This window comes from Mycobacterium sp. 1482292.6 (assembly GCF_001672995.1).
GTDB lineage: Bacteria > Actinomycetota > Actinomycetes > Mycobacteriales > Mycobacteriaceae > Mycobacterium > Mycobacterium europaeum_A.
The window spans coordinates 41,176-59,648 of the sequence record NZ_LZKV01000221.1 but is presented as its reverse complement, the minus strand read 5'-3'; the positions used below and the strand labels follow the sequence as shown (position 1 = coordinate 59,648).

Below are 18,473 nucleotides of genomic sequence, written 5' to 3'. Positions count from 1 at the left end.
GTTGGGTGTGAAGGCGATTGCTCGATGATCGTAGTAGGTGGGTTTAGCCACCACTAAGTCTTCGAGCCCGCCGGGGTGCGGAGCAAACCTTCTCAGCGTGTCGGCGCTGACTTACTTTGCTGACTGCGACAATGGGTCAGTAGTTGAGGCACAGGTTGGGGGCGATTCTGACGATCGGGCAGCTCCGCATCGGAAATGATGACGAGCTGTGGTGGCTGCGTGATGGTACAGGGTCTCACGGGGACACACCCTTGGAGCCGAGCGCTGTGGTTGAGTCACTTCGGGGCGCATTCGTTTTCGCCGAGGAGGGTGCGGGCACCCAGGGGTTGCGCTCGCCTCAACTTGGCGCGTTACACGCAATCCTGGCGAACCGTTCGACTGAGGGGACTGAACCAACGACTGTTGTTATGCCGACGGGAACTGGCAAAACGGACACGATGGTAGCGGCCTTTTGTCACTCGCCGAGAGCAACGCTGGTGATGGTGCCTTCCGATACGCTGCGCACCCAGATCGCCTCCAACTTTGTAACCCTAGGTGTGTTGCCGGTCGTTGGCGCGGTCATAGGTAGCTTTCGCTGCCCAACCGTGCTGGTGCTGAAGAGTGGACTGGGAACCGCGGCGCAAGTCGACGAGGTGATGCGACAAACGAACGTTGTAGTTGCCACGGCGCAGGTTCTGTCCAGGTGCACCGAAATTGCCCGCGCCAGGCTGGCACAGCATTGCGAACGGCTTTACGTCGATGAAGCACACCATGTGGCTGCACCAACCTGGCGTGCCGTCGCCGACTTGTTCGTCGGGAAGGAGATCGTTCAATTCACAGCAACGCCATACCGCGAAGACGGTCAACATCTCGCCGGGCGCATCATCTACACCTATCCTCTGCACTTGGCCCAAAAGAACGGCTACTTTGCACGGATCAACTACCACTCCGTCGTGGATCTAGCCGACCCTGACCACGCAGTCGCCCAGGCGGCGATCGCCCAACTGCGCGCCGACTTGGCTGCTGGCTTTGATCACCTACTAATGGCACGTGTCTCGTCAATCACCCGCGCCAAGCAAATCGTGCAGCTTTACGAAAGTCTGGCCCCCGACTTGCGCCCGCTTCGCTTGGATACCAGCTTCGCCGAATCAACCCGGCGCAGGCATCGCAATCACTTAGTTGATCGTGCGACACGAATCATCGTGTGTGTCAACATGCTTGGCGAAGGCTATGACCTTCCAGCACTGAAAATCGCAGCGATACACGACCCGCAGAAGAGCCTCGCCGTGACGCTGCAGTTCATCGGCCGCTTTACCCGGACAGGCGGCGACACACTCGGCGAAGCCTCGGCCTTTGTGCCGCTTCAGGTTGCCGGTGTCGACGATCGGCTCCGTCGTCTCTATGGAGAAGACGCCGATTGGAACGAAGTCATTTCAGATCTCACCCAACATCAAGTCGGCCAAGAGCGAGAACGTACCGAGTTCGAGCAGTCGTTTGGCTCACTACCGCACGAAATTGCCATGCGCAGTATCCACCCAAAAATGAGCACCGTGACCTATCGCTCGACGAGCGACCTCGCATGGACCCCAGAGAGCATCTACGACCTTTTTGAGGACCGCTTACTGACAACCCAACTGGGCATCAACAACCAGGACAAGGTCGTTTGGTGGGTAAGCCGTGAGGCTACGTCGGTACGGTGGGGCGACTTCACCAGCTTTAATGAACTGGTTCACCACCTATACGTTGTCCACGTCGACGATGCGGCTGGCTTTCTCTACGTCAATAGCACAAACAATGCGTCTACACATGAGGAAGTTGCAAAGGCGGTGGGGGGCAGTGATGTCGCGCTCTTACGAGGCGAGATGGTCTACCGCATTCTAGCGAAGGTGCAACGTCGCGTTCCGACAAATGTCGGGCTCCTCGACGCCGTGAGTCGTACGCGGCGATTCTCCATGCACGTCGGACACGACGTCCTCTATGCCTGGCGGGGTGAGGGGGGTACTAAGATGAAAACGAACATCTTCGCGCATGGTTTCGCTAATGGACGCTCTGTGAGTTTTGGCGCCTCACGCAAGGGACGTGTTTGGAGCCACGAAGAAGCTGATGACATCCACGACTGGATTCGCTGGGTAGAACAGGTCGGCCCCGCAATCACTGACGAGTCAGTCTCATTGGACTCAGTTATGTCTGGGTCCCTTCTCCCTGAACCAGCTACGGACCGACCACCTTTCGTGCCGCTATCTGTTGAATGGCCGTATCAGCTTGTCGCGACCTTGAGTGAACGTCGCCAGCTGGTTTATGAGGGCAAGTCGTTTCCGTTGCTCGATAGCGAATTCAGGCTCACTGCTCACACGAGTAGCGGGCCGCTTTCGTTTGAGGTCGTCACCCCCGGGTGGGCACTGGGCTACGAATTCGAGTTTCGCGTGGATGAGCCGCCGCTCATCCGCGCATCTGGGGCCGACGCCGAGGTCGTCACGAGCGCGGGAACCACGAGTCTGGCCGCATTCTTGACTTCACACGGCCTCCTGGTCACATTCGAAGACGAGTTGGTGCTTGCCGAGCAAGGATTTCTCCTCCACCCCGACCGGGAGAAGCGCCTCTATCCCATTGACGCCATAGAAACATTTGATTGGTCTAACATCGACATCAGGCGTGAATCACAAGGCCCTCACCGCGATCCCAACACGGTTCAGCACCGGGCGATTATGGTTCTGTCAGCTGAAGCTGATTGGGAGATCGTCATCGACGATGACGGGCCGGGCGAATTGGCCGACATAGTGCATATGAGGCGTTTCGAGCAAGAGCTGGAGATACTTCTTACTCACTGCAAGTACTCCTCGGTGCCCGAGCCAGGTGCACGTATCGCAGACTTCTACGATGTTTGTGGACAAGCGATGAAAATGAATCGCGCGAAATCGATGCCCGATCAGTTGACAAGGCGTTTACTGCGGCGCGAGACGGAACGCCAGTCAGAAGGCAAGACAGGACTGCTCACCGGATCGGTCGATTTGTTGGCCGCGGTAGTCAGAGAGTCACGGTTCCGTAAGCTGCGGATGACAGTTGCCATCGTACAACCCGGGCTATCGAAGTCTAGAGTCACCGATGACATTCGAGCCCTCCTGGGGGCTACAGACCGATTCTTGACTGAGACGTACGGCATGAAGCTTCGCGTTATTGCCACTGATTGAGAATCCTCAAGACCCCGCCTGCAAGTCCTGGAATCCACGGGCGGGTGCACAACGAGATTGCCGTGTTGTCGGACCGCGTCATAAAGGATGAGACTACAAGCTCTGAAGTGGGGCGTACGTTTCGGACCCGCGACCAACGAACTAATGAGTTCATAGCCAATGCGCTTTGCCCGATGCACACAACCCCGTTTTATCAAACCGACGTCTGCTACGGCCGCGCCGGCAAGGCCGCCAACCACCCCTCCGAAAGCAACTCCAACAACTGCCCATCCGGATCCCGGATCATCGCCATCGCCTCACCCACGGTCCCGTCGACCACCGCTCCCCCGAACTCGGCCACCCGAGCCAACACGCCAGGCAGATCGGACACCGCGAACGAGATGTGCGTCAGCCCGATCTGATCCATCGTCCGCTCCGAGCCGGCGTGCACCTGACGCTTCGAGTAGTCCATCAGCTCGAGCACCAAGCCATCGCGCACCAGATAGGTCGCGTGCACCCCGAGCGGCTCCGGCAGCCCCACCAGCTGCGAGGTCGGGCCGTCGGGCGGTTCGAGTTCCCACCAGAACTGGAACCCCAGCAGGCCCTCGTAGAAGCGGCGCGACCGCTCGCGGTCGGTCACGCATAACCCAACGTGATTGAAAACCGTCCGGTGGCTCGTCATGACAACCTTTCCGCAGCAAACCGGGCCCAAGCCTCCACCCAGACGGACCTGAGAACCGCTGTCGCCGCCCAGCCCAAACGCGTAATAATGCAAACATAACCATTAAGCGCACCGCCGAATAGCAGATCACCTTCCGTTGGAGGGCTTTTCGATGGCCACACGTCCGAACGTCAGCGCCGACGCGATCGTTGACTTCGACCATCATTCCGACGCTTTCAACCTCAACGAGCTGGCCGTCAACGCCGACCTGCGGCAGCGATGTCCCGTGGCGTGGAACGTGAACTACGGCGGGTTCTGGTTCCTCAGCAGCTATGACGCCGTAAGCCAAACCGCCCGCAATGGCGGCACTTTCGCCCACAAATACGAGCCCAACGCCGCAGACGGTATCGACTATCAAGGCGAGATGGGCGTCCCCCGCCCCGATGGCCAGCCGGCCCTGGGCATCGGCGAGGTCGACGGCCCCTACCACCAAGCGCTAAGGCACGCGCTGGCGCCGTTTTTCTCCCCCGGCGCCGTCGAGAAACTCAAGCCGTTCATGGAGCAATCGGCGCACTGGTTCCTCGACCAACACATCACCGACGGGCACATGGACCTGGTGCTCGACTATGCCAGCCCGGTCCCGGCCATCCTGACCATGAAGTTGATGGGCCTGCCCTACGACAATTGGCACTTGTACGCCAACCTCTTTCACTCGGTCATGGCCGTCTCCCAGGACAGCGACGAGTACGCGAAAGCGATCGCCAAGGTGCCCGCCATGATGGAAGAGGTCCTCGAGTTCGCCGCCGCAAGACGAGCCGACGCCCGAGAAGACCTGACCAGCTTCCTCATTCAGTTCGAGTTCGACGGCCAGCGCCTCACCGATGAACAGCTGCTCAACATTCTGTGGAACCTCATCGGCGGCGGCGTAGACACCACCACCTCCCAAACCGCGCTGACCCTGCTGCACCTGGGCACCCACCCCGACCTCCGCCAGCAGCTCATCGAGCACCCGGAGCTGCACCGCACCGCCACCGACGAATTCCTGCGCTACTTCTCCGTCAACCAAACCCTCAGCCGCACAGTCACTCACGACGTCGTGCTCGCCGGTCAACGCCTGCGCAAGAACGACAAAGTCGTCATCAGCTGGCTGTCGGCCAACCACGACGAAAGCGAGTTCGACCGGCCCGACGAGATCATTCTCGACCGCGCCCCCAACCGCCACGTCGCCTTCGGGCTGGGTCCGCATCGCTGCATCGGGTCGCACCTGGCCCGGCTGATGTCGAGCGTGATGGTCAAGGCCGTCCTCGACCGTATCCCCGACTACGCAGTCGACGTCGAAAACGTGCACCAATACCTGGGCAACCCGAGCATGACCGGCCTGGGCACGCTCCCGGTCACGTTCGCGCCGGGAAAAAGCCAACAAACAGAACGGCCCTGGTAATCGCTCAAAGCACTTGCGCCACAACGCCCGCGATGATGTCGTCGGGGGCCTGAACGATCCCGACCGCACCCAGTTGGCCGCCGATGGCCAGCGAGGCGATGCCGTGCACCAGCGACCACAACGGCGCGGCCACCTCCCGAGGATCCCGATCCCCGACGATGCCGGCCTCCTGGCACTTGGTGATCGCGTCGAGCAGGTCGCCGAACGCCTGCTCGCCGGCCACCGCCACGCTCGGCTGCTCGGCCTTCAGCGACTCCGCCCCGAACATCACCTGATAGTGATCGGGGTGGTCAATGGCCCAGCGCACATAGGCGCGGCCGAGCTCGACCACCCGCTCCTTCGGATCGGAAGCGCGGTCGGCGGCCGCGGCCAGGTCGGCGTGCAACTGCTGAAATCCCTGTTCGGCGACGGCGGCCAGCAGCTCCGCCTTGTCGGCGAAGTGCCGGTACGGCGCCGCGGCGCTGACCCCGGCGCGCCGCGCCGCCTCGGTGAGGGTGAACCCCTTCGGCCCCTTCTCGGCCACCAGCGATAGCGCGGCACTCGTCAGCGCCCGCTTGAGATCACCGTGGTGATAGCTCTGACGCCGCCGAACGGCCGACCGCTGCACTGCCATGTTGACGACATTAACATTAAGGTCTATGTTAATGCTATTCACATCGGCGACCAAGGAGACGAAATGTCGAATCTGCTGGAAACCACATCGACGCTCGCCGGCACCCACGACCGGGAAAAGACGGCCGATCTGCTCGGTCAGGCGTTCGCCCAGGGATACCTGCAGGTGGACGAGTACGACCAACGGCTGCAGACGGTGTTCCAGACGCACACCGCCCAAGGCCTGCGCGACCTCGTCGCGGACCTGCCGCTCGATCGCATCCGGCGCCACGACCCGCGCCGCCGCGCCGCCCGCCTCGCCGCGGCCCGCCGTGGAGTGCGCGCGCACCTCGCCGCGTACCTCACCATGTGCGTGATCGTGCTCACCGTCTGGGCGGCGGTCGCCCTGACCACCGACGCCACCTACTTCTGGCCGATCTGGCCCATCCTCGGCGCGGGAATCGGATTCGTCAGCCACGCCGCATCGATACCGCGTGGCAAGCAAAGCCGTTGAGCACCAGCACTATTCGCTAGGAGAAGCTATGAAGAAGACGGCAGTGGTCACCGGCGCCAGCTCAGGGCTGGGCGCGATCTTCGCCGAACAGCTGGCGCAACGGGGTTTCTCGTTGGTGTTGGCCGGGCGGGACCGGACCCGGCTCGAGGCCGTCAAGCAACGGATCGGGACGGGCACGGACGTCGAATTGGTCGTCGGCGACCTTGCCGCCAATGACGGTCTCGAGGAGCTGATCGCCCGTCTGGACGGACGGGCGATCGACGTGCTGGTCAACAACGCGGGCTTCGGCACCTACGGCCCGTTCGCCGAAATCGACGCCGGCCGCGAACGCGAACTCGTGGCGGTCAACGTCGACGCGCCGGTCCGCCTAACCCACGCGGTCCTGCCCGGGATGCTGGCCCGCGGCCGCGGCGGCATCTTGAATGTCGCCTCCACCATCGCCTTTCAGCCCGGCACCTATCAGGCCACCTATGGCGCCTCGAAGGCGTTCGTGCTGTCGCTGAGCCAGGCGTTGTGGGCCGAGACCCGCGGCTCCGGTGTCACCGTGACCGCGCTGTGCCCCGGACCCACCCAGACGGGATTCGTCGACGCGCTCGGGTCGGACGTCTCGCACACCGCGATCTACCGCCACCTCGCCGAACCGGGTCCGGTGGTGACCGCCGGGTTGCGCGGTCTCGACCGCGGCCGCGCGGTGGTCGTGCCCGGCTGGCGCTACCGGGTGATGGCGACGGGCGGACGGCTCGCGCCCGGATGGTTGTCGGCGCTTATGAGCGGTCGAATGCTGCGCCCCGCGGCGGCGCCGGCGAAGGCGGCGTGACCACCCTTGCGCCGCCTTCGCGTTAGCACATCCGCTAGCGCGTTTGGAAATCGTTTCATGGCCGGAAACCCGTGACGCATGTGACGTTTGGGGCACCGCGGCCTCGGACCATCCGAAACGCAGCGCACGCGTTTACGACGCTGTCGCGTACTGCAGCACCGGTTCCGAGGAATCGACATGCCCGTAGCTGATGATCCGCAGCCGGTTCGGCCGCACCTCGTAGACGACGCCGTCGACCGGGTTGGTGACGTCGAAGCCGTCATCGACCCGCTCGGCATTGGACAGCTCGATGTGGGCGCCGTCGCGAATCCGCTCGCCGCGGTAATAATAAGTGCCGCTGAGGTTTTGGCACACCACCGCCAGCGACTTAGCGGTGCGCACCACCAAGGCCGGCGGATTGCCCGGGTCGCACCGGGCCGTCTCGCCGACGAACCCTAGACCGTCGGCGCCCTTCACCGGGCGAGACAGCGTGGGCGTCAACGGCGGCGGCGCCGTAGGTGACGGCGACGCCGCCTGTGCAGTCGTAGGCGGCGGAGACGTCGACCCGTTGTGATGAGTACCGCCAACCAAATTCATCGACAAGACCAGTCCGGCGATCAACAGCACCGCCGCCACCGCGGCCACCACCACCGGAGTGCGACCGATCGCCGGCCAACGCCACGAGGGGCCGGACGCAACAGGCCGCTCGGGACCGCTGTCAGCGGGCTGGTCAAGTTCTGGCAGGGGGACGGTCGGCAGCGGGCGTGTCTTGGGAGGCGGTCCGCTTCGCCCGGCGGCCACACCCACCGGCTGCTCGTAGGCCGCGAATACCGCGTCACTGGCGGCGCGGGCAAGTTCACCGGCAGATGCGAATCGCGCCGCGCCGTGTTTGGCCATGCCCCGGGTGATGATGTCGTCGTAATCGCGGCCGACACCGCGGCGCATGATGCTGGGTCGCGGCGCCGGCGCCAGCATGTGCGCGCGCTTCAGCTCCCCCGCGTCCTCGCTCTCGAACGGCGGTTGACCGGTGAGGCATTCGTAGAGCACGCACGTCAACGAATAGACGTCGGTCTGCGGCCCGACCCGCCCGGTGGTGAAGCGCTCGGGCGCCATGTAGGTCCGTGAGATCGTCTCGTCGCCGGCGGCCTGGGCGATGCCGAAGTCGGCGAGGTAGGTGAAATGGTCGTGGGTCAGCAGGATGTTCTCGGGCTTGACGTCGAGGTGCAGCAGCCCGGCGGCGTGCGCGGCGTCCAGGGCCCGGGCCACCTGCGCGGTGATCGACGCCGCCCGCGACGGCTCCAACCCGCCCTGCTCACGCAGCAGGTCTTTGAGGCTGCCCCCGTCGTCGACCAGGTGCATGTCGATGAAGGGCACGCCGTCGATCTCGCCGAAGTCGTGCAGCGGCATGACGTGGGGCTCCTGCAGCCGCGTCACCTTCCGGCACTCCCGCCAAAGACGTTGCTGGAAGCCGGGGTCCGCGGCCGTCTCACCGCGTAACAGCTTGAGCGCGACCATCCGGTCCTTAACCGTGTCGTACGCGCGGTAGACCTCGCCCATGGCCCCGGTGCCGATCAGTGATCGCAGCTCGTACGGCCCAAACCGGGTACCGAGCCGCGAACCGCGGGACGAGGAGGTCAACAAACGATCCTTTCTCCTTCAAGACAGTCCAACGCCGCGGATTCCCGAATCGGGCGTCGACATAACGTGCGCAGCCTCACGCGTGTCGCTACTCCGAGACACCGCTGACGGCCGCTATTGTCACCCGGCCAGACCCACACGAGCCTTCGCGAAAACTGCGCCCGCCCCACCCTAACGGCGTCTCTGCTCGCATGCATCCCACCGATACAGTGAGTAATTGTCCGGCACGTAAGAAGGTGAGGCCTTCGATGACCGACATGACGGCGCAATTCGCGAGGATCGTCGGCGAGCACAACCTGCTTACGGGCGATGCGATTTCCGACGGCTACGCGCACGACGAGGTGCTGACCAAGCCGCCGCAGAAGCCCGCATACCTGGCCAAGCCGGCGGCCGCCGACGAGGTCGCGCAATTACTCAAGGCCGCGTCGGAAAACCGCGTGCCGGTGACCGCCCGCGGTTCGGGCACGGGCCTGTCGGGCGCGGCGATCCCCCGGACGGACGGGTTGCTGATCTCCTTCGAGCGCATGAACGCCGTGCTGGAGGTCGACGTCACCAACCAGGTCGCGGTCGTGCAGCCCGGCGTGACGCTGACCGAGCTGGACGACGCGACGGCCGGCACCGGGCTGCGGTACATGGTGCACCCGGGCGAGCTGTCCTCCAGCGTCGGCGGCAACGTCGGCACCAACGCCGGCGGCATGCGCGCGGTCAAGTACGGCATCGCCCGCCACAACGTGCTCGGGCTGCAGGCGGCGCTGCCGACCGGCGAGCTGATCCGCACCGGCGGCAAGATCGCCAAAATCTCCACCGGCTACGACCTGACCCAGCTCATCGTCGGCTCCGAGGGCACCCTGGCCCTGGCCACCGAGGTGACCGTCAAGCTGCATCCGCGCCTCGACCACGCCGCCACCGTGCTCGCGCCGTTCGCCGACTTCGATCAGGTGATGGAGGCGGTGCCCAAGATCCTCGCCAGCGGCCTGGCGCCCTACATCCTCGAGTACATCGACAGCGTGACGATGGCCGCGCTGGTACATACCCAGAATCTCGAACTGGGCGTGCCCGACGCCGTCCGGGACAGCTGTCAAGCGTATCTGGTTGTGGCGCTTGAGAATCGGACCGCCGAGCGGCTGGACGAGGACGTCGAGACGACGGGTGAGCTGCTCGCCGAGCTGGGCGCGGTGGACGCCTACGTGCTCGAGGGCGGCTCGGCGCGCAAGCTCATCGAGGCGCGCGAGAAGGCGTTCTGGACGCTCAAGGCGCTCAACGCCGACGACCTGATCGATACCGTCGTGCCGCGCGGAGCCATGCCGAAGTTCCTGTCCGGCGCGCGCGGTCTGGCGGCGGCGGCCGGTGCTGCCGCGGCGGGCTGCGGGCACGCCGGTGACGGCAACGTGCACTTGGCCATCTTCTGCCCGGACCCGGCGATCCGAAAGCAGCTGCTGACCGACATCTTCGCGCTGGCAATGGAATTGGGCGGCGCGATCTCCGGTGAACACGGCCTGGGCCGCGCCAAGGCGCCCTACTTCGTCGAGCTCGAGGACCCGGTCAAGGTCGACCTGATGCGCCGCATCAAGGCGAGCTTCGACCCGGCCGGCATCCTCAACCCCGATGTCGCGTTCGCATCGGGTGGCGAGTAGTCAACGCGCCGTTGCCAATTGGCTCACGATGTCGAGCCGGAGGAACTCCGGCGCCTTGATCACCCTGCGCAGCATGAAGCGGATGAACGCCGGCATGTCGGTCGCGTGGGCGTCGCGGAACACGACCGGCGCGCCCAGCTGGTAGCGCCGCCGCCTGGTCTCCAGTTCACAGCCCCCCGCGGCGAGCACGTTGCGCACCCAATCCGTTTCGGGACCGTAGGTCAGCGCGATCACAAATCCGTTGTGGCGGCGAAAGACCCACAGCGGGGTCCGAAAGGTGCGTCCCGATTTGCGCCCGCGATGGACGACGACTCCCCATCCCGGCGCCCACGGAGCGATGTACTTGGTGAATCGGTTGAGGCCGACCTTGTTGAACCGGGCGACCCATCGTGGTGCTGGCATCTCCGTAACTCCTCACGTGGAGAATTTCTACACCAAGGCTAAAACTCGGGCGCTCGGAAGTCAACGACTGTAGAATTTCTAGACTGTGCCCCCCATCGGACGACGCCCGGGCAACCCGGACACCCGCAACGACATCGTGGCGACCGCCCGACGGCTGTTCGCCGATTCGGGATACGACAAGACCTCGGTCCGCGACATCGCCGCCGGCGCCGGCGTCGATCCGGCGCTGATCCGGCACTATTTCGGCAGCAAGGCCGAGCTGTTCCGGTCCACCATGGGCTGGCCGTTCGATCCGGCCGAAATCAGCGAACGCATCGCTGGCGGCGATCGCAAGCAAATCGGTGAGCGCCTGACGCGGGTGTTCTTCGCGGCATGGGAGCAGCCGGACTCCCGCGCTTCGCTACTGGCGATCCTGCGGGGTGCGGCCACCCACGAAGAGTCGGCCACGCTGGTGCGCCAGTTCATTCAGGGTCAGCTGTACCCGGAGATGGCCATGCTGCTGTCCGGGTCGGACACCGAACTGCGCATCGATCTGGCCATGGCCCAACTCCTGGGCATCGCCTACCTGCGCCATGTCCTACAGGTCGAGCCGATCGCGTCCGCCCCGGTGGACGAACTGATCGCGCGGGTGACGCCGGTCGTCACCGCCCATCTCACGTCGCGGCGTTAGACAACCTCGGCCTGAAAACCTCAGCTACGCAACGGCTCTCGACCGATCGCCGGCGTGACGGACGCATCCACGTCGGTTTCTTCGTGGTCGGCGAGCCAGCGTTCGGCGTCGATGGCGGCCGAGCAGCCGCTGCCCGCGGCGGTGATGGCTTGGCGGTAGGTGCGATCCACCAGGTCCCCGGCGGCGAACACCCCCTCAATCGATGTACTCGTGGTGCGGCCTTGGACCAGCACATAACCGTCGGGGTCGGTCTGGACCACCTCACGCACCAACTCCGAACGCGGGTCATGACCGATGGCCACGAACACCCCGGTCACCGGCAACCTCGACACCTCCCCGGTGAGCGTGTCGCGCACCCGCAAACCCGTCACCGTGGACTCACCCTCGACGGCCTCGACCGCCTTGTTCGTCAGGATGGTGATCTTGTCGTTGGCCTTGGCCCGTTCGAGCATGATCCGCGACGCCCGAAACTCCGCACGCCGATGCACCAACGTCACACTGCGGGCAAAGCGGGTCAAAAAGGTGGCCTCCTCCATCGCCGAATCCCCACCCCCGATCACCGCGATGTCCTGGTCCTTGAAAAAGAACCCATCACAAGTCGCACACGAGGACACCCCGCGGCCCAACAACTCCTGCTCACCAGCCACCCCCAAATACCGGGCCGCCGCCCCCATGGCCAAGATCACCGCCCGCGCGCGCACCGTCTCACCCTCGGCCGTGGTCACCGACTTGATTCGACCCTGCAACGAGACCGAGTCGACGTCTTCCATCCGCAGATCGGCCCCAAAGCGCAGCGCCTGCTCACGCATCTGATCCATCAACTCCGGACCCGTGATCCCGTCCCGAAAACCCGGGAAATTCTCCACCTCGGTGGTCGTCATCAACGCCCCACCAAACGACGTCCCCTCAAACACCACCGGCGCCAACTGCGCCCGCGCCGCATACAACGCCGCGGTATACCCAGCAGGACCCGAACCAATAACGATCACGTCGTGGACGTCGGAGGTGCTCATAAGCGGCCACCCTACTGCGAGTCCGGCAAACGCCGGCCCAATCCCGCTGGCCGCCAAGGCAAAGACGTGAAGCAGCGCACACAACGCGCGGTTGTGCCTTCACAACACATGACCTCTACTGACGCCGTCGTAACTGGTGCACCATGGAAATCGCGACCCGTGGGTCCAACGACGAACTTGCGGGTGCCAAAAGACCCAACATCATCGCGATGCCGCGGCCCGACAGCCCATCCTGTGGCCGCATAACCGCAGACAATGCGTCGCCGCGAGGAATGAGAACGCCATATGACCACCGCACGTCCCGTCAAGACACGCAACGACGGTCAGTGGGCCCTCGGCGATCGCGAACCGCTCAACCACGCCGAGCAGTTCAAGTCCGACGACGCGCCGCTGAACGTGCGCGACCGCATCATCAACGTCTACGCCAAAGAGGGCTTCGACAGCATCGCCAAGGACGACCTGCGCGGGCGGTTCCGCTGGATGGGCCTTTACACCCAGCGCGCGCAGGGCTACGACGGCAGCTGGACCGGTGACGAGAACACCGACAAGATCGAAGCCAAGTACTTCATGATGCGGGTCCGCTCCGACGGCAAGGCGATGACCGCGCACACGATGCGCACCCTGGGCCAGATCTCCACCGAATTCGCCCGCGACACCGCGGACATCAGCGACCGGGAAAACCTGCAGCTGCACTGGGTCCGCATCGAGGACGTCCCCGAGATCTGGCGCCGGCTCGAATCCGTGGGGCTGCAGACCACCGAGGCCTGCGGCGACTGCCCGCGTGGCATCCACGGGTCGCCGCTGGCCGGCGACTCGCTCGACGAGATCCTCGACCCCTCGCCCGCGATCGACGAGATCGTCCGCCGCTCGCTGAGCAACCCCGAGTACGCCAACCTGCCGCGCAAGTACAAGACCGCGGTGTCCGGTTTGCAGGACGTCTCCCACGAGACCCACGACATCGCGTTCGTTGGCGTCAACCACCCCGAACACGGGCCCGGCCTGGACCTGTGGGTGGGCGGCGGCCTGTCGACCAATCCGATGCTGGCCCAGCGCCTCGGCGCGTGGGTGCCGCTGGACGAGGTCGCCGACGTCTGGGAGGGCGTCACCCAGCTGTTCCGTGACTACGGGTACCGGCGGCTGCGCGCCAAGGCCCGGCTGAAGTTCCTGGTCAAGGACTGGGGCGTGGAGAAGTTCCGCGAAGTGCTGGAAACCGAATACCTCAACCGCCGGTTGATCGACGGGCCGGCGCCCGCGCCGGTCAAGCACACCATCGACCACGTCGGGGTGCAGCGGATCAAGAACGGGCTCAACGCCGTTGGCGTCGCGCCGATCGTCGGGCGGGTGACGGGTAGCACCCTGTCGGCGGTGGCCGACCTGATGGAGAAGGCCGGCTCCGACCGGGCCCGGTGGACCCCTTTCCAGAAGCTGGTCATCCTCGACGTTCCCGACGACAAGGTCGACGAACTGGTCGCCGGCCTGGACGCGCTGGGCCTGCCGTCACGGCCGTCGTCGTGGCGCAAGAACACCATGGCGTGCACCGGAATCGAGTACTGCAAGCTGTCGTTCGCCGAAACCCGGGTGCGCGCACAGACTTTGGTGCCCGAGCTGGAACAGCGCCTGGCCGACGTCGATTCCAGGCTCAACCTGCCGATCAGCGTGCACCTCAACGGATGCCCCAACTCGTGCGCCCGAATTCAGGTGGCCGACATCGGGTTCAAGGGGCAGTGGATCGATGACGGCGACGGCAATTCGGTCGAGGGCTTCCAGGTGCACCTCGGCGGCGGCCTGGGCGAGCAGAGCGGCTTCGGCCGAAAACTGCGCCAGCACAAGGTCACCAGCGCCGAACTGGGCGACTACATCGACCGGGTCACCCGCAAGTACCTGGACGGCCGCGAGGACGGCGAGACGTTCGCCTCCTGGGCGCTGCGCGCCGACGAGGACGAGCTGCGCTGAGGATTCGATGAACACGCTCGTACTCACCGCGCACGGCAGCCGCGACCCCCGGTCGGGCGCCAACGCCGAAGCCGTGGCCGACCGTCTCTCGCGGATGCGGCCGGACCTCGACGTGCGGCTGGCGTTCCTGGAACTCAACGCCCCGAACTTCGTCGACGTGCTGGCCGGGTTGCCGGACAGCCGCCGCGCGGTGGTCGCCCCCTTCCTGCTGGCCAGCGCCTATCACGCGCGGTTGGACATTCCCCAGCAGATCGCCGATGCCGGAGCGCACGGCATCAGGCAGTCCGACGTGCTCGGCGAGGACGATCGGCTGGTTTCGGTGCTGCGCGAACGCCTGGCCGAGGTCGGGGTGTCGCCACATGACGACGATCTCGGGGTGATGGTGGTCGCGATCGGCTCGTCGAACCTCGCCGCCAACGCGCGCACCGCGAAGGTGGCGGGCCGGCTGGCCGCCGGGACCCGATGGGCCGCGGCCACAACCGCATTCGCCACCCGGCCCGAGGCGTCGGTGGCCCACGCCGCCGACCAGTTGCGCCGCCGCGGCGCGCGCCGGCTGGTCATCGCGCCGTGGTTCTTGGCGCCCGGCTTCATCACCGATGGCGTGTCAAAGTTCGCCCGCGACAACGACATTGCGATGGCGGCGCCGCTGGGGTCGCACCGGCTGGTGGCCGAGACGGTGCTGGACCGCTACGACGAGGCGCTGGCCGACGACGCCGCGGCCTAAGCTTTCGCGGCCGCGGTGCGGCTGGTGATGTGGCTGAGCAGGTCGCGGATCGCTCCCGGTGGCGGCGTGCGCCCGCCGATCCAGATCGCCCGAAACTTGCGCCGCAGATCCAACTCCGGGATGTTGATCGCGTATAGCCGCCCGTCCGCCAGGTCGTCGGCGACCGCCAGCCGGCTCATGGTGGCCGGGCCCGCGCCGGCGAGCACGGCGGCGCGCATGGCCGCCGCGGAGGTCAGCTCCAGCACGGGTGTGGCCTGCTGCATGTCCTCGCCGAGCACCTTGCGCAACGCGGCCGTCAGCGAATCGCGGATACCCGAATGGGGTTCCCGGGCCACCAACGGCGTCTGCGCGAGTTCGCGCGCGGTCACCACCCGCGACCGTCGCGCCCACTTGTGATTGGGCGGAACCACGATCACCAGCTCGTCCTCCCCCACCACGCAGCTGCCCAAACCCTTTGGCGTGCCCGGGTTTTCGACGAATCCGAGATCCGCGCTGCCGTCGCGGACCGAGGCGATGGCGTGCTCGCTGTTGGTGGCGGTCAGGATCACCTGAGGCGCGGTGTCGCCGTGCCGCGCCGCCTCGGCCTGCAGGGACAGCAGCCAGTGCGGCATGAGTTGTTCGGAGATGGTCTGGCTGGCCGCCACGCGGATGCGTTCGCGGCCCTCCTTGCGCAGCGAGCCGAGACCCGCGTCGACCTCGTTGGCGACTTCGAGCAGACGGGTCGCCCAGTCCGCGACGATCAGCCCGGCGGGCGTAAGTTGCGAGCCGCGCGTCGTGCGCACGGCCAGCGTCACGCCGATCTGGGCCTCCATGGTGGCGAGCCGGCGGGAAATGGCCTGCTGGGTCAGCCCGAGTTGGCGTGCGGCCCGCCCGAGGCTGCCGGTCTCGGCGATCGCCAGAAACGCCTCGAACGACGCGAGTTCGGGCAGCCGGGGGCTGAGGGGCATGGGCGGCGGCTCACAATCAAATCGTGTGACACAACTATAGCTTGTGACACCACAACGCCGCACCTCTACTCACGCCCGGCACGAGCCGCTAAATTAGCCAGCCTGACCGTGTTTTGACGGCCGCACCCGGCTGACCCCGCTAGCCAGAAGGAAGGACAACCCCCGTGGCCTACGTGATCGCCGAACCCTGTGTGGACATCAAAGACAAGGCGTGCATCGAGGAATGCCCCGTCGACTGCATCTACGAGGGCGCGCGGATGCTCTACATCCACCCCGACGAGTGCGTCGACTGCGGTGCCTGCGAGCCGGTGTGCCCCGTCGAGTCCATCTTCTACGAGGACGACCTGCCCGACGAGCACAGCCAATACCTGCAGATCAACGCCGATTTCTTTACCGAGCTCGGCTCGCCCGGCGGCGCGGCGAAGGTCGGGCTGACCGAGAACGACCCCGCCCCGGTCAAGGAGCTGGAGAGCAGAGCCGAAGCGTCCTAGCCGTCGCGGGCCGCTAATCCCAGCCGGAGAGCCCGAACGTGTCGCTGGGCCGCCGGCCCGAAAGCTGCTGCACCACCCACTGGTTCATCGAGACCTGTTGTTCGGCGGCTTCGACCGCGAGGCGGCTGTGCAGCTCCGGGGAGGTCCTGATCACGATCGTGCCGCTGTAGCGGCGGTCCGCCATGGGGGTCGGAACCGTTTCGCCGGTCGACAACATGATTTCGACGTGGCGGTCGACGGCCGTCTCGATTTCGCCGATGGCCTCTTGCGCGGTCGGCGCTTCGCGCCGCATGAACGGCAATTCGAGACAGGTGCCGACATATTGGCCGTGGTACGGCGACCACGCGACGCGGTAGGTGTAGTGGTTCACGCCGGGTTGGTAGCACGGGTGCTAGCGGTTTCGCGAGTCACTCATCCCCACCCGGAGAGGTGCGCACGGTGTTGGGGCGAGGCGGCGGGCTGGTGGGTGCCGCACCTCTCCGAGACGACAAAGCCCTTCTCAAATCCGCTAGCAGATGCGCTAGCGAATCCGAGAGTCAGCTACTCGTAAGGTGAGGCCATGCGGACAGCGAGAATCCTCCACGTCATCCGGCACATAGGGGCGGCCGCGGTCACCACCGTCACCGCCGCGTCCACCGTCAACGCCTACCGACCCTTGGCGCGCGGCGGATTCCCGTCGCTGTACTCCTGGATGTTCGGCCTCGTCGTCACCGAATTACCGCTGCAGACGCTGCTGAGCCAGCTCGCCGGACTGGCGGTGACCGGCCGCCGCATCAACCCGCCGCTGCGCATCATCGCGTGGGTCGTCGCCGGCCTCTCGGCCCTCGGCCTGTTGAACCTCAGCCGCGCGGGCCATCGAGCCAACGTCCCGCTAACCGAGGCGTTGGACGACGGACTGGGGCCCGATCGGCTCACCGAGACGAGGGGTCTGTGGCGCCGGCCCGCCGGCGCCGGCACCGCCAAGACGCCAGGTCTCCTGAGGATGCTGCGAATCTACCGCGACTACGCCCACGACTCCGACATCAGCTACGGCGAATACGGCAGCGCCAACCACCTCGACATCTGGCGCCGTCCCGACCTGGACCCGGCCGGCAAGGCGCCGGTGCTCTTCCAGATCCCGGGCGGCGCCTGGACGACGGGAAACAAACGGGGACAAGCGCATCCGTTGATGAGCCACCTCGCCGAGCTGGGCTGGGTCTGCGTGGCGATCAACTACCGGCACAGCCCGCGCAACACCTGGCCCGACCACATCGTCGACGTCAAGCGCGCCCTCGCCTGGGTCAAAGAGCACATCGCCGAATACGGCGGTGACCCCGACTTCGTCGTCATCACCGGCGGCTCGGCCGGCGGCCACCTGTCGGCGCTGGCCGCGCTGACGCCCAATGACCCGCAGTTCCAACCGGGTTTCGAAGACGCCGACACCCGGGTGCAAGCGGCCGTGCCGTTCTACGGCATCTACGACTTCACCCGATTCGACAAGACGCTGCATCCGATGATGCCGGGGCTGCTGATCAAGTCGATCATCAAGCAGAAGCCCGACACGCACCTGCAGACGTTCGAAGCCGCGTCACCGGTCAACCACTTCAACCCCGACGCTCCCCCGTTTTTCGTCCTGCACGGGCGCAACGACTCGCTGGCCTACGTCGAGCAGGCCCGCACGCTCGTCGAACAGCTGCGGAAAACCAGTGCCCAACCGGTGGTCTACGCCGAATTGCCATTCACCCAACACGCTTTCGACATCTTCGGCTCGGTCCGCGCCGCGCACACCGCGGTCGCCGTCGAGCAGTTCCTCGCCGAGGTCTATGCGGCGCACCTGCGCGCCGATGTGCTTGCGGCGCCGGAGGTTTCGTAG

Annotated in this window: 17 protein-coding genes; 10 read left to right on the top strand and 7 right to left on the bottom strand. The window is 65.6% G+C overall.

Annotation, left to right across the window (positions count from 1 at the left end; genetic code table 11):
- Window positions 1-266: 266 nt before the first annotated feature.
- The gene (locus A5624_RS22865) at window positions 267-3,167 is read left to right on the top strand and encodes a DEAD/DEAH box helicase (protein WP_197519014.1); all 2,901 of its coding nucleotides are present in this window, start codon (window positions 267-269) and stop codon (window positions 3,165-3,167) included.
- A gap of 208 nt (window positions 3,168-3,375) precedes the next feature.
- On the opposite strand, the gene A5624_RS22860 is transcribed toward A5624_RS22865, so the two are convergent.
- Window positions 3,376-3,828 (bottom strand): VOC family protein, encoded by a 453-nt coding sequence (locus A5624_RS22860; protein ID WP_066871492.1) that lies wholly within the window; start codon window positions 3,826-3,828, stop codon window positions 3,376-3,378.
- Window positions 3,829-3,979: 151 nt separating this feature from the next.
- On the opposite strand from A5624_RS22860, the gene A5624_RS22855 reads away from it, so the two are divergent.
- Window positions 3,980-5,248, top strand: a complete 1,269-nt coding sequence (locus A5624_RS22855; protein ID WP_066871489.1) for a cytochrome P450 — start codon at window positions 3,980-3,982, stop codon at window positions 5,246-5,248.
- 4 nt (window positions 5,249-5,252) lie between these two features.
- Here A5624_RS22855 and A5624_RS22850 read toward each other — a convergent pair whose 3' ends face one another.
- Complete coding sequence (locus A5624_RS22850; RefSeq protein WP_066871486.1) at window positions 5,253-5,855, bottom strand: TetR/AcrR family transcriptional regulator; 603 nt, start codon at window positions 5,853-5,855, stop codon at window positions 5,253-5,255.
- 69 nt (window positions 5,856-5,924) lie between these two features.
- Here A5624_RS22850 and A5624_RS22845 point away from each other — a divergent pair, with 69 nt between their 5' ends.
- Window positions 5,925-6,353, top strand: a complete 429-nt coding sequence (locus A5624_RS22845; protein WP_066871482.1) for a DUF1707 domain-containing protein — start codon at window positions 5,925-5,927, stop codon at window positions 6,351-6,353.
- A gap of 28 nt (window positions 6,354-6,381) precedes the next feature.
- Window positions 6,382-7,170, top strand: coding sequence for an SDR family oxidoreductase (locus tag A5624_RS22840; protein ID WP_066871479.1), 789 nt, complete (start codon window positions 6,382-6,384; stop codon window positions 7,168-7,170).
- A 132-nt stretch (window positions 7,171-7,302) separates the two neighbouring features.
- On the opposite strand, the gene A5624_RS22835 is transcribed toward A5624_RS22840, so the two are convergent.
- Complete coding sequence (locus A5624_RS22835; RefSeq protein WP_066871476.1) at window positions 7,303-8,787, bottom strand: serine/threonine-protein kinase; 1,485 nt, start codon at window positions 8,785-8,787, stop codon at window positions 7,303-7,305.
- Window positions 8,788-9,035: 248 nt separating this feature from the next.
- On the opposite strand from A5624_RS22835, the gene A5624_RS22830 reads away from it, so the two are divergent.
- Window positions 9,036-10,421: an FAD-binding oxidoreductase gene (locus A5624_RS22830; protein WP_066871472.1), complete on the top strand. Its 1,386-nt coding sequence runs from the start codon at window positions 9,036-9,038 to the stop codon at window positions 10,419-10,421.
- Here the strand turns inward: A5624_RS22830 and A5624_RS22825 are convergent, their stop codons facing one another.
- A complete protein-coding gene (locus A5624_RS22825) occupies window positions 10,422-10,823 on the bottom strand; it encodes a nitroreductase family deazaflavin-dependent oxidoreductase (protein ID WP_066871470.1) in 402 nt (133 codons plus the stop codon). It abuts the gene before it with no gap.
- 85 nt (window positions 10,824-10,908) lie between these two features.
- On the opposite strand from A5624_RS22825, the gene A5624_RS22820 reads away from it, so the two are divergent.
- Window positions 10,909-11,493 carry a TetR/AcrR family transcriptional regulator gene (locus tag A5624_RS22820; RefSeq protein WP_066871467.1) on the top strand — a complete coding sequence of 195 codons (585 nt, stop codon included), beginning with the start codon at window positions 10,909-10,911 and terminating at the stop codon, window positions 11,491-11,493.
- A 20-nt stretch (window positions 11,494-11,513) separates the two neighbouring features.
- On the opposite strand, the gene trxB is transcribed toward A5624_RS22820, so the two are convergent.
- Entirely contained in the window at window positions 11,514-12,506 is a 993-nt protein-coding gene (gene trxB, locus A5624_RS22815) for a thioredoxin-disulfide reductase (RefSeq protein ID WP_066871464.1), read from the bottom strand.
- A 285-nt stretch (window positions 12,507-12,791) separates the two neighbouring features.
- On the opposite strand from trxB, the gene A5624_RS22810 reads away from it, so the two are divergent.
- A complete protein-coding gene (locus A5624_RS22810; protein ID WP_066871460.1) occupies window positions 12,792-14,459 on the top strand; it encodes a nitrite/sulfite reductase in 1,668 nt (555 codons plus the stop codon).
- 7 nt (window positions 14,460-14,466) lie between these two features.
- Window positions 14,467-15,183 (top strand): sirohydrochlorin chelatase, encoded by a 717-nt coding sequence (locus tag A5624_RS22805; protein ID WP_066871457.1) that lies wholly within the window; start codon window positions 14,467-14,469, stop codon window positions 15,181-15,183.
- On the opposite strand, the gene A5624_RS22800 is transcribed toward A5624_RS22805, so the two are convergent.
- A complete protein-coding gene (locus tag A5624_RS22800; RefSeq protein ID WP_066871455.1) occupies window positions 15,180-16,130 on the bottom strand; it encodes a LysR family transcriptional regulator in 951 nt (316 codons plus the stop codon). The genes A5624_RS22805 and A5624_RS22800 overlap by 4 nt on opposite strands.
- A 164-nt stretch (window positions 16,131-16,294) precedes the next feature.
- Between A5624_RS22800 and fdxA the strand changes: the two genes are divergently transcribed.
- Complete coding sequence (fdxA, locus tag A5624_RS22795; protein WP_066871453.1) at window positions 16,295-16,621, top strand: ferredoxin; 327 nt, start codon at window positions 16,295-16,297, stop codon at window positions 16,619-16,621.
- A gap of 13 nt (window positions 16,622-16,634) precedes the next feature.
- Here fdxA and A5624_RS22790 read toward each other — a convergent pair whose 3' ends face one another.
- On the bottom strand, window positions 16,635-16,991 hold the full coding sequence (locus A5624_RS22790) for a type II toxin-antitoxin system HicB family antitoxin (RefSeq protein WP_066871448.1): 357 nt from the start codon (window positions 16,989-16,991) through the stop codon (window positions 16,635-16,637).
- A 189-nt stretch (window positions 16,992-17,180) separates the two neighbouring features.
- On the opposite strand from A5624_RS22790, the gene A5624_RS22785 reads away from it, so the two are divergent.
- The gene (locus A5624_RS22785) at window positions 17,181-18,473 is read left to right on the top strand and encodes an alpha/beta hydrolase (protein WP_066871444.1); all 1,293 of its coding nucleotides are present in this window, start codon (window positions 17,181-17,183) and stop codon (window positions 18,471-18,473) included.